Below are 12,265 nucleotides of genomic sequence, written 5' to 3'. Positions count from 1 at the left end.
TTTTATACTCCCTCATTAAAGTAAGGTTTTTCTCTTGTTTTCTCTGTTTTTCTCAGTATTTCAAATTTCAATAAGACTGCACTTTAATGGACTAACAGAACTTTATTTGTATTTTAGAGGAGGAGGACATAGTTAAATAAACCCTCTTCTTCTATTTTTTTACAAAAAAGGATAATATCTAGAAATATGGTCGCTATTGGATCCCACAATGTTCATGGCGGCACACCCTCCCATTTCTCACGGCGTCATATGAAAAATATGCGCATACATTCCTTCGTTCTGCCTATCCATGAAGTGGGGTCGGCGATGCTTTCTTGCGGGGTCATTGCCCAATAGTATAAATGCTTGCCGACTGCTCCTAGCTTCTGTTGTAAGTCTTCTTCAAATTGAAACAACTTTAAAATACTTCGACTACTAAGTGAATAAAAAATGAGAATTAAATATTGTCATCGATACTACTGTTTATGTTATATAAATCTTCGACTATTTTCTGCACCTAACTTCTTTTTGATCACTTTACCCTATCCTTTTAAGCAGCTTCTTGCATACTAAAATGAGGAATATCTTGTAACATTTTAGCTGGTTCAAACTCAATTTGTTTCTTTCCAATCGTAAATAAAATACGAATTAATTTACAACATATAGCGATGATAGACTGCTTCTTTTTTAATGGATTTTCATTTCGTGTAATAAAGTACTGATGTAGTGCCTTAAATGCAGGATTTTGAGCTACAAGAGGCAACACGACTTTAAACAATAGTGCCCTTAATTTAGGACGCCCTCGTTTAGTAATAATTGTTTGCCCTTTCCACTTTCCTGATGTAGCTAGTTTTAAGTTTAATCCTGCTAACTTAACAATTTGGTCGGGATGTGAGTACTTTTGTAAATCACCGACTTCTGCAAAAAAGGAGGCTACTGTAACTTGTCCAATACCTTTAATATCTCCCATCTCTCTCGCCCCTGGAACATCTTGTATGATGTTCTCTACTTCACTCCAGACGCTCTCTAATTGTTCTGAAAGAAGATCGTATTGGTCTAGTAAGCTTTTTAATTTTAACCTAGCTAGACTTCGCCCCTCTTTAATGCCTACTGAACGAAGGGCAACGTTTTTCAACTGAACAACCTTCTTTATTCCCACACCTTTTTTAACTTCTTTACGAATTTCAGCTAGAATTTCCAAGTCTTCACGCTCTAATAACTCATCAGGAAAAAGTCCCATTCTTAGAACTTGTAGAGAAGCTTTTCCATCCCACTTCCCAAAGACCGTTAAATATTCAGGAAAGAAACGGTCGAGCCATTGGTGAACTATATTTTTCACAGCTGTTAGGTCCTGTACCAATTGGTTATATAGGTTCATACCTTCACGTAAATCCGAGTATATACCTTCCGGTAAATTGGGCTCCGAATATCTTCCGCCCTCAATAAGTCTAGAGATAACTCTAGCATCCTTGAAATCATTCTTAGTAGGAGAATTGTCATCTAACTCCTTTGTTTGCTTAACATGAGCTGGATTAACTACAACCACCTTTTTTCCTTTTTCTTTTAGCCAATAAGCCAACGGAAGCCAATAATGTCCAGTAGGTTCCATCCCAATGATGACATCTTCCTTAGACTGTTTAGCTTTGATTTGATTTAACCAGTTTATGAAACCTTCAAAACCCTCATATGTGTTTAAAAATGTATGAGCTTTTCCAAATTGTATACCTCTATAATCTTGTGCTCTTGCGACATGCTTATGTTTAGCAATGTCAACCCCTATAATTAAGGTTTTTTCTGTAAGTTGCAGAATCTTGTCATTTTGTTTATACTTCATTTTATGTCCTCCTTTGGTTATTAAATGTCCTTTGCGCTGATCAGCTTGGACACTTTGTATCATACCAAGGAGGCTTATTTTATTCAAATCTCATTTTGCTTTAATACAGGAATGCTTTCTTATCTTTTAAAAAAGCAGAACCCGGTTGACCCGAAGTTCTGCTTATAATCAGCTCGCCTTTTTCTATGCGGCTTGCTGGTAATTTTCAAAGAATTCGTTAGTTTCTCTAACAACAACCTTACTTAATAAGATTAACGCTAATAAATTAGGGACCATCATTAGTGCATTTGCCATATCAGCAAAAGCTCACACTCACTTACTAAAATTTAGCTAGAGGATTAACGACGATTTCGTTATAATAAAATGTAGGGTAACGGATTCGTGTATGTAAGGAGTAGTGAAATAGATGGTTCAACACCAATATGAGAAAGACCCTTTTAAAGGAACGTTTGGAAGCCTTGAAAACTTAGTTGATCGGATTAGTGAGGTTATTAAATGTCCCATTACAATTGAAGATGCAAATCATCGCCTCCTTGCCTATAGTACTCATAGTGATGCGACAGATTCCGCTAGAATTGCAACAATTATTGGACGGAGAGTTCCTGAGAAAGTAATCAATAGCTTATGGAGAGATGGCATTATTCAAAAGCTTGTTCAAAGTGATGACCCACTTCGAATTTCAACAATTAATGAGATAGGCCTAGGGAACCGAGTTGCGATCTCGATTCGAAAAAACAATGAAGTTTTAGGATATATATGGGCATTAGAAATCGGAAATCCACTTACTGATGGTGACTTAATTTTACTTAAAAACGCAGCTCAAGCCGCTAAAAATCAGTTATTACAGCTTCAGATTAGGAAAAAGAAGAAAGAAGAAGGGTATCAAGAGTTCTTCTGGCAACTGTTAACAGGACATGTTAAGACCCACGAAGAAATAAAAGAAAAAATTGAACAACTTGATATTACCCCACCACCTAAATTCTCGGTACTCGTCTTCAAATTCCAAGAAGAAATCACGACAAAGACTGAACAGCAAATTACGTATATGATCACAACTACACAGCAGGTAAAAATCACATTTCATGTAGCTGATCGCCGGGAACTTATTTTACTCGCCTCCCCTCATTCTTTCCAATCATCAGAAAAAAGTATGAGTGATTTTATCGAGGCTTTCATTTCACAAATGAAAAAGCGGTTTGGCATTGAACATATCATTGGCAGTAGCGGAACTATCTATGAGAATTACGAAAAAATTGAAAAAAGTTATCAAGAGGCATTAACTGTTACTAGTTTAAAAGGACAATTCCCTGATGAAATGAGCGAGCTTTATAGTTATCAACAAATTGGGATCTATCGTTATTTAGATATTATTTTAGAAAAAAAGCGCATGGACAATTATGAGAATCCCACCCTACTTAAACTGATTGACTATGATAACATTCATAAGTCACATATGTTAGAGACTCTTGAGGTGTTTTTGAATAAGGATAGCAATGTAAATGATGCGGCACAAGCCCTTCACGTTCATACGAATACCCTAAATTACCGTTTAAAACGAATATCAGAAATTGGCGAAATTGATTTAAAAAATCCTAATCAAAAGATGACATTATTCCTAGATATAAAACTTAGAAAATTAGCCAAGAATGGTCATTTGTGAAATTAACCAAATGACCATTCTTTTTTTCTCTTATCTTACCAAAGAAAAACCTGACCAAAGACAATATACTAATAGGGTCAAGTTAATTGATTGAAAGTACTAAGGGGGATTTATATAATGTTAATCGGGATACCTAAAGAAATTAAAAATAATGAAAATCGTGTAGCTATTACGCCTGCTGGTGTAGATGCACTGATTAAATCTGGACATAAAGTAATGATCGAAACTGAGGCAGGTCTTGGAAGCGGTTTCACTAATATAGACTACACCCAAGCTGGTGCAACCATTGTTGACACAGCAGCTGAAGCTTGGTCAGCTGAAATGGTTATGAAAGTGAAAGAACCTCTTGCATCTGAATATAACTATTTCCGTGAAGGTTTAATCTTATTCACATATTTACACCTAGCAGCTGAACCTGAACTAGCTCGTGCTTTAACTGAAAACGGCGTTATCGCAATCGCTTATGAAACAGTTGAAGTAAATCGTACATTGCCACTACTTACACCAATGAGTGAAGTGGCGGGTCGTATGTCTGCACAAATTGGCGCACAATTCTTACAAAGACCAAATGGTGGTAAAGGAATCTTACTTGCTGGCGTACCAGGTGTTAAACGTGGTAAAGTTACAATCATCGGTGGTGGTGTAGTAGGTACAAACGCAGCGAAAATGGCGATTGGACTTGGCGCACAAGTGACATTGATTGACCTAAGCCTTGAGCGTTTACGCCAAATCGATGATATCTTTGGAAATGACATTCAAACATTAATGTCTAATCCTTTAAATATTGCTCAGGCAATTGCTGAATCTGACTTAGTTATTGGAGCAGTATTAATTCCTGGTGCAAAAGCTCCAAAGCTTGTAACAGAAGACATGATTAAAGCAATGTCTAAAGGATCTGTTATAGTAGACGTTGCGATTGACCAAGGTGGTATATTCGAAACGGTTGACCATATTACAACACATGACAACCCAACATATGAAAAACATGGAGTTGTTCACTATGCTGTTGCAAACATGCCTGGTGCCGTACCAAGAACATCGACAATCGCATTAACAAACGCTACTGTTCCATTTGCACTACAAATTGCTAACAAAGGTGTAAAACGTGCTGTTGCTGAAAACAAAGCGCTAGAATTAGGGGTTAACGTAGTTGCCGGCCACATTACGTATGAAGCTGTTGCGAAGGATCTTGGCTATGAATATCTTTCCGTAGAGAAAGCACTTGAAAAAACGGTAACTGCTGTATAATAATTAGTCTAGACATCCCCTCAAACTTACTTGAGGGGATTTAATATATTACAATGTGGGGTACACTATGACAATAATAAGCTACCGAGACACGTGGGTTGATATTTCCCTTGATGCCATTTTTCATAATGCATCAACTTTTAAAAAAAATCTAAAAAATGAATGTATACTTATGGCTGTCGTAAAGGCAGACGGCTATGGACATGGTTCAGCAGAAGTGGCGAAAACTGCACTTGAAGCTGGTGCTGATTACTTAGGTGTTGCTTTCCTTGACGAGGCACTAGTTCTACGTGCCAATGGCATTAAAGCGCCGATTCTAATATTGGGTTATACTCCTCCTGAATCAATTGAGACAGCCATTAAAAACGATGTTACAATAACTGTCTATTCTGAGGAAGTACTAACCAAAATCATTTCCCTATCTGAGCAACATAAATTTCAAACTAAAGTTCACCTCAAAGTAGATACTGGTATGGGACGTGTTGGTGTTATAGCAAAAGAGGATGCTCTACATCTAGCTAGCATTACCCAAAAGTCAGAATACGTTAGCTTAGAGGGGATATTCACCCATTTTGCTGATGCAGATAGTCCTGATCCAACTTATACGAAACAACAATTTGAAAAATTCACTTCTATCTATCAGTACCTAGATGAAAGCGGAATATCTATTCCTATAAAGCATTGCTGTAATAGTGCTGGCACGATTAACTTCCCTACCATGCACCTTGATATGGTACGAGTTGGCATCAGTTTATATGGCTTACAACCTTCCGCTGACGTAATAAATGACGCCTATCCTCTACAACAAGCGATGCATTTTAAAACGAAAGTGTCCGCTTTAAAAACGGTGTCAAAGGGTCAAGCACTTAGTTATGGATGTACGTTTAAGACAGAAAATGAATCAAACATTGCAACAATCCCTGTTGGCTATGCAGATGGTTTATCACGTTCTCTTTCTAATAAAGGACATGTACTGCTTAACAACAAACGCGTTCCAATTGTCGGCAGGGTTTGTATGGACCAAACAATACTGGACGTCTCGCAAGTTGATGTATGTATTGGTGATGAAGTCACCCTCTTTGGTGGAAAAAAAGCCGGATTTATTTCAATTGATGAAGTCGCAAGTATCATGGGTACAATTAATTATGAGGTTGTTTGCTTAATTGGCAAGAGAGTGCCACGAGTATATAGTCGAAATCAACAAGTAGCTACCTATAACAATTTACTTTTAAATAGTAGATAAAAATCTCCTAACACACCTCGTTTGGGAGATTTTTATTATTGTTGATGCGTCTTCTCCTTTAAGCGGACAGTTCATGTAGGAATTTGAGTCTGAAATTTTTTCAACTTTTAACTTCATGTTTAAGTAACGAATAATGCCCTAGGATAAAGGTAATTATAAAAAAAATGATAAATTCGACTGTTTAACTTGTCTAAATACAAATACTAGGGGTTTTTAACATGCATACGGTTGAAATAAATAATGAGCAAATGGCATATGAAGACATAGGAACTGGCACACCTATCTTATTTATCCATCCACCAGGTATGGGAAGAAAGGTTTTTTATGAGCAAAAGCCCCTTTCGAAACATTTCCGCCTCCTCATTCCAGATCTTGTAGGCAATGGTGATAGTTCCTATTACGGGGAATCCGGTATAACGATTAGACGTTTTGCTGAGGATATTATTACTTTACTGGATCGACTCCAGTTAAGCTCAGTTGTTCTCTTCGGTTATTCGGCAGGTGGTACAATAGCACAGTTTTTATCTATACACCATCCATCAAGAGTTAAAGCCCTTATATTATCAGGGGGATATCCAGTTGTTGATAATTTTGCTTTGAAAAATGAACATCGATTGGGTATTGTGGCGGTAGAGAAAAATAAAAGGCTCCTTGCTAAGGTTCTTGCGTTTAGTCACACAAAAGACAAAAGTTATCGAAAAACGTTAAGAGAACATATGTATAAATCAGATACCAGTGTTTGGTCAAAATTTTATTTAGAATCCTACCAATTTAACTGCAAGGAAGAAATTATCGGACTAAAAATACCCGTCCTCCTTCTTTATGGAAGCAAATCTGATGCAATGAATACGTATATAAAGTTTTATAAAAAACACCTTACAAACCAGCAGCTGTATGTAATAAAAGGAGAATCTCATCAATTACCAACAAGGCAGCCTAATCATGTTAATCAAATTATTACTGGGTATTTGTTAAATCAATAGCAATTCTTACAGTTTAGCGGTAAGTAATCCTTTTCTAGAGACCACTTCACCGCTTCTTGTTTTTTAAAAAAGGTTTACTTATTTGAAACTTTCAAATATTAATTATGGGGGATTGGTAGCAATAAATCTCTAAAATACATACTCTTTTGAGGAATATCGTCTACACTTTCAATATTTCCCTTATGTCCTCTTCAGTAAGAGAAGTCGACGCCTTTCGCTCCTTAGAATCAATGATTTCTTCAATCAGATGCCTCTTTTTCTCTTGCAGTTCATTCATTTTTTCTTCGATTGTGCCGCGCGCAACAAGCTTGATGACCTGAACTACATTTGCCTGACCAATACGATGGGCCCTGTCAGCTGCTTGCTCCTCTACTGCTGGATTCCACCAAAGATCATATAGTATAACAGTATCAGCACCTGTTAGATTAAGGCCAGTGCCCCCTGCTTTTAAGGATATGAGGAATAAATCATGTTCACCTCTATTAAAGCGATTACAAATTTCCACTCGTTCTTCAGATGGGGTTTGTCCATCAAGGTAAAAATAAGGTAGGCCTCTTATAGCCAGCTCACTACCTATAAGCTGAAGCATTTTCGTAAACTGAGAGAAAATTAATACCCTTCTTCCTGAAAGCTTTGATTCCTCTACTATTTGCAGCAGTTGTTCAAATTTGGCTGAACTACCTTTGTAGCCATCAACAAATAAGCTTGGGTGACAACATATCTGCCGTAGTCGAGTTAAGCCTGCCAGAATTTTGATTCGATTTTTACGGAGTGTATCTTTGTTTAGGTGCTTCAGCGTGTCGTGTCTTAGCTTCGCCAAATAGGCAGCATAAAGCTTCTTCTGTTCAGGAAGCAGCTCCACAGTTTCCAGCGACTCCATTTTTTCAGGCAGTTCTAAAAGTACATCTTCCTTCAACCTACGAAGTAAAAACGGGCGAATTCTCCTTGCAATTGTTTTTCTTGGAAGGTTACTGTATTGCTTTAATCCCATGAATAATTCTGGAAAGACAACATGAAAAATTGACCATAGCTCCTCTAACGAATTCTCCACCGGTGTACCTGTGAGGGCAAAACGGTTATCTGCTTGAATTTTCTTCACCGCTCGTGCAGTTTGTGTGACAGGATTTTTAAAGACTTGAGCCTCATCAAAAAATACCGTGTTAAAAGCTTGTGTCTCATACCACTTTATATCTCTACGTAATAATGGGTATGAGGTGATAACCACATCCATATCCATTATATCATTGTGTATCTTAAACCTCTCCGTCTTATCCCCGTCAACAATTACTGCTTTTATATCTGGGGCAAATTTCCTCATTTCGCTACGCCAGTTATAGGTTAAAGATGATGGACAAACAATCAGAACCGGTAGCTTCTTGTTTCGGATTTCAGGAAGCTCTGATAGGATGAACGCAATGCTTTGCAATGTTTTTCCAAGTCCCATATCATCTGCGAGTATCCCCCCGAAGCCATAGCTTGCGAGTGTTTTCAGCCATTTATAACCGTGTTTTTGATAGTCTCGCAATACCGATTTTAAACTCTTGGGTATTTCATACTCCAACATGCTTGGATTGCTGATATTTTCTAAAAACTTACGGAACGAATCCTCTTGTAAGAATATACTGTTATCATTCGTTGAATCAAGAAGCTGAAGACCACGAACCATCGGCAAATCCAAACCGCTTATTAAATCATCCTTCTGAACCGGAACTGCACCTAGGAAACGATTAATTTCTTCAAATTCCTTCGTCTCTAACGACAGTAGTGTTCCGTTTTGCAAACGATAATACTTTCTTTTTTCCTCTAATGCCTGTAGAACTTCACGGATATGGTTCTCAGGAATACCATCCATTTCAAATTTGAATTCGAGCCAATTGGTACGTTCTTTTTTCATTCTTATCCTAACTTGCGGTTTGGCGCTCCCTCTAAAAATCCGGTTTCTTACTGCGGTAGTTGCATAGATTTGTAAAAGTTTTTGAAGTTTAGGAACAACATGGTACAAGAACTGATACTCTAACTCCTCATTGTGTAAAAAATAGCCCCCTTCTGTTTTGTTGAAACAGCTATCTTCCATCAATTGAAGAATCTCATCCTCCTTCTCTATATCCCTTAGAAACATGGATACTAATTGGACTTCTCGATTTTCCAATGGATTAATGATACTATTTTCATAGTGAAATTCTAGGCCTACTAACAAACGATTTTTCAAACGGTCCAAATATAGTTTTGCAACTAATGGTGTCTTCATAAACGCCTTAGAAATTGCACCAGATATTTGTACATTTCCTAGTTTTTTTAAACCAGGTACCACTTTTTCAAGGAAAAACTCCATTTGCTCCTGTGGGATTGGAATTTCATTTGTTAATGAAGAATCTAGCATTTGTTTTAGATCAGCAAGACGTTTACAGTCGAGACTTTTTAACTGGGTTACTTTCCCTCCATAAAGGACGGAGCTGTATGAATCTAACACAATCATGCGATCCAACCCTGTGATTTTGAGCTGATAATCTTTTCCTTTCATCTCAACGAATTCAAACTGTAATGGAAGCGGTTCGTCCGATAAGCGAATTCCGGTAAACGAATGCCCACCATATTCCAGCTTCACCAGTGGTGCTCTATTAAGAATAGGTAAAATCCGTTCCCAAGAAGAAGGTGGAATGAGTAACATCTGATTACTTATTCTATAGTCAGATTTGTCCAGTAGCGCATCAACGTCCACTTTTTCATCATGCATCACTTGAATAAGCTGCTCGATAACAGCATCTGTTTCTTGTTGAAAGCAATGTAGGCTTTGGTCGTAAGTAAATGAAATTGATAGCGGGCTTGGATTGCCCTTTTTCACATGGTCGAGAAAGTCTCGGATATTTTTAACATCGGTTTGTCCAATCTTAATGACAACTGCAAACAAATGGCGGCCTTTTACTATGCTAACGGGTTTACACGTAAACTCTGCATCCAGTACTTCCCTGTTCTCAAAGTGAAGCTGATGACCGCTTGGTCGAATTGGTTGATCATTAAAAAGAGTCAGTAACCCTTCTGTCAACTGCTGACTTGTTGAATGATCAGACTTCCTTTCACTAAGAACAAAAGGCTTCGTTCCTTGAAGCTGATGATCGTAAATTGACAGTAAAACGGCCGCAGTATGCTGACAATCTTTTTGAAAGGAAGCAAGCGTTGGGCAGCTACATTTCGTAACAAAGCCACCGTCTTTATCCTTTTTAATGGTGACATGGAAGTCTTCCATTGCTCTAACGGTCGCTTCACAAGTATCAGGACTATAGTTTTCAAATGTTACTTTATTAGCACGATAAAAAGAGTCTCCTCTTTTGAAGGAGACTGTACCGCACATTTCTTTAATGATTTTTTGATTTAATTTTATATCCAAATGCCATCCTCCTTCGTTGGGGATCCTCTGTTACCAAGGTATGTCTCAATTTCGAATCAATTTTGGGAGTCAATTTCCCCATTTTATACTACATTTAATTATCATGATTGTATCATAATGAGCTTGAGTTATTTACTATTGTTCTAAAAAATGTTTCATTTTGCTACTGTCACCACAACAGTTCTACATTTTCACACTTTAATGCTAGACATTCAGATTATCTTTTAAAAAACGGTAATCCCTACATATACTCCCGCTAAGAAAATAGTCGTAATCACAATAATATGAAACACAATCCAAGCCCAACTACCATATCTAAACGAGTCAGAGGTAATTGGTTTTCTTAGGCGACTTGGGATAACCTTCGTTCCTAAAAGTTCAAATAATAAATAATTAATCCACCATAATGTATAGCTGTCCCATAAATCCCACTCAGGTTCAAATTTAAAAATGGATGTATTTAGTAAGATAACTTCTCCAAGAACGCCCAAATGAACAATTCCCCAATAAAAGGGTATTTTCCAAGCCCATTTTTCAGGACTATACCTAATTCCAAACAGTGCTAAAAAAGGAAAAACTGTCGAAACTAATCCATACGGAATCAATAAACCACCATGAAATACATTATTGGGGAATGAATAGAGACCTGTATAGGTAAACATATAGCATACCAAATTGGAAGAAATAACACTGATTAAAAAAATAAAGCCATATCGTTTCCAATCTAATCGAATGATAGATAAGCACCCTAGTATTCCTACAATGATAATAAGTAAGATTATTATTTCCTTGTAATTCATTTGCCTTCACCGTTTCGTTTTTTTCTTATTCTATCCTATTATTTCCTAAACTAACCTACTTTTCGTCGTATAAACTCCAACCCCTGTTTAAAAGTAAATATTACAACTTTCAAATTACCTACTATTGGATTTTTTGCACCCGTACTATACTTAAAAAGGCACTTCTCCAGCTCGAGCCGATGGCACCACTTTTATGCATTCTTATCTTCTAAGGAATACACTCTGTAGTTGAAGAAATAGATCAGGAATTCTAATCAAAATCAAAAAGGTTAATTTACCGAAATGGCAAACTAAAAATATAACCTATGTAGAGCAATAATTCTCTAAAGAAAAATGGAATTTTACTGTTTAACGATTTATATACCGAACTTGGTGTCGGTGATGAGTATGCCTCCATCCCAGTATTTTCAGCCATTAACATTGCTCGTTTCATGTGCATTGGATCACTTACAATGATGAAGGTCTTTAAGTTTTTTTTAACAGCAATATCCTTAGCGAATAGAAGATTCTCTTCTGTTATTTTCGATTTAGTTTCAATATAAATATCTTCCGGAACAATATTATGTTTAGTAGCATACTTCCTCGCAACCTCTGATTCGGCATATTTATCACCAGCGACCTTGCCACCTGTGAAAATAATTTTATCTACATATCCATTTTGATATAGCCAAATAGAGTGGTTAATTCTTTCCCGCAGAACAGGTGATGGTTCATCGTCCCAAGCAGCCGCACCAAGAACAATAGCAGCATCAGACTTAACCAATTGATTTATGTCGCTATAAGACCAGATACTGTAAGCTGAAAAACAAATAAAAATCACAAATAATAGAATAATAACTAAAACTGATCTACCTATAAATTTTTTTAACATTCTATTCAACCCTTTTGTAAGTTTAAACTAATTACCAAAGTGAAGGCACTTCCCTCCTCCCAAAATCATATAGAAGGCAAAAGCAAGTATCCATACAATTTAAATATGGCTATTCGCAATTTTGAGTGGAAAACACCTTCATTTAACAACTTACAAGGGTAGTAGTTTCAATTGGGCTTGTCAAGGAAAGCACTTGACAAGCCCAATTGAAACTACTAAATGGTCTGTAAGTTAAATGAAGGAGTTACTCTGATAACTCTGT

At 36.9% G+C, this 12,265-nt stretch carries 8 protein-coding genes and 1 pseudogene; 4 read left to right on the top strand and 5 right to left on the bottom strand.

The window, feature by feature from the left end; genetic code table 11:
* Positions 1-529: 529 nt before the first annotated feature.
* On the bottom strand, positions 530-1,813 hold the full coding sequence (locus PY093_RS20710) for an IS110 family RNA-guided transposase (protein WP_275645258.1): 1,284 nt from the start codon (positions 1,811-1,813) through the stop codon (positions 530-532).
* A gap of 183 nt (positions 1,814-1,996) precedes the next feature.
* A pseudogene (locus PY093_RS20705) lies at positions 1,997-2,119 on the bottom strand (alanine:cation symporter family protein); the annotation flags it as partial.
* Between the two features lie 100 nt (positions 2,120-2,219).
* On the opposite strand from PY093_RS20705, the gene PY093_RS20700 reads away from it, so the two are divergent.
* The 4 genes from PY093_RS20700 (at position 2,220) to PY093_RS20685 (ending at position 6,947) form a co-directional block, all read left to right on the top strand.
* On the top strand, positions 2,220-3,473 hold the full coding sequence (locus PY093_RS20700) for a PucR family transcriptional regulator (RefSeq protein WP_275647654.1): 1,254 nt from the start codon (positions 2,220-2,222) through the stop codon (positions 3,471-3,473).
* Between the two features lie 117 nt (positions 3,474-3,590).
* Positions 3,591-4,721, top strand: coding sequence for an alanine dehydrogenase (gene ald / locus PY093_RS20695; protein WP_275647653.1), 1,131 nt, complete (start codon positions 3,591-3,593; stop codon positions 4,719-4,721).
* 67 nt (positions 4,722-4,788) lie between these two features.
* On the top strand, positions 4,789-5,964 hold the full coding sequence (alr, locus tag PY093_RS20690) for an alanine racemase (RefSeq protein ID WP_275647652.1): 1,176 nt from the start codon (positions 4,789-4,791) through the stop codon (positions 5,962-5,964).
* 218 nt (positions 5,965-6,182) lie between these two features.
* Complete coding sequence (locus PY093_RS20685) at positions 6,183-6,947, top strand: alpha/beta fold hydrolase (RefSeq protein ID WP_275647651.1); 765 nt, start codon at positions 6,183-6,185, stop codon at positions 6,945-6,947.
* A 160-nt stretch (positions 6,948-7,107) separates the two neighbouring features.
* Here PY093_RS20685 and PY093_RS20680 read toward each other — a convergent pair whose 3' ends face one another.
* From PY093_RS20680 to PY093_RS20670, 3 genes are all read right to left on the bottom strand, one after another.
* Positions 7,108-10,332: a DEAD/DEAH box helicase gene (locus PY093_RS20680; protein ID WP_275647650.1), complete on the bottom strand. Its 3,225-nt coding sequence runs from the start codon at positions 10,330-10,332 to the stop codon at positions 7,108-7,110.
* A 224-nt stretch (positions 10,333-10,556) separates the two neighbouring features.
* Positions 10,557-11,132, bottom strand: coding sequence for a CBO0543 family protein (locus PY093_RS20675; RefSeq protein ID WP_275647649.1), 576 nt, complete (start codon positions 11,130-11,132; stop codon positions 10,557-10,559).
* A 274-nt stretch (positions 11,133-11,406) separates the two neighbouring features.
* Positions 11,407-12,003, bottom strand: a complete 597-nt coding sequence (locus tag PY093_RS20670; protein ID WP_275647648.1) for a YdcF family protein — start codon at positions 12,001-12,003, stop codon at positions 11,407-11,409.
* Between the last annotated feature and the right edge of the window lie 262 nt (positions 12,004-12,265).

Source organism: Cytobacillus sp. S13-E01 (assembly GCF_029193815.1).
GTDB lineage: Bacteria > Bacillota > Bacilli > Bacillales > Bacillaceae_L > Bacillus_BV.
This window is presented reverse-complemented; position numbering and strand designations above follow the sequence as displayed.

What these genes read in the sequence shown, in the direction of transcription:
- PY093_RS20700 (WP_275647654.1), top strand. Translation starts at nt 2,220, where the DNA reads ATGGTTCAACACCAATATGAGAAAGACCCTTTTAAAGGAACGTTTGGA.
- PY093_RS20710 (WP_275645258.1), bottom strand. Translation starts at nt 1,813, where the DNA reads ATGAAGTATAAACAAAATGACAAGATTCTGCAACTTACAGAAAAAACC.
- PY093_RS20675 (WP_275647649.1), bottom strand. Translation starts at nt 11,132, where the DNA reads ATGAATTACAAGGAAATAATAATCTTACTTATTATCATTGTAGGAATA.
- PY093_RS20670 (WP_275647648.1), bottom strand. Translation starts at nt 12,003, where the DNA reads ATGTTAAAAAAATTTATAGGTAGATCAGTTTTAGTTATTATTCTATTA.
- PY093_RS20685 (WP_275647651.1), top strand. Translation starts at nt 6,183, where the DNA reads ATGCATACGGTTGAAATAAATAATGAGCAAATGGCATATGAAGACATA.
- alr (WP_275647652.1), top strand. Translation starts at nt 4,789, where the DNA reads ATGACAATAATAAGCTACCGAGACACGTGGGTTGATATTTCCCTTGAT.
- ald (WP_275647653.1), top strand. Translation starts at nt 3,591, where the DNA reads ATGTTAATCGGGATACCTAAAGAAATTAAAAATAATGAAAATCGTGTA.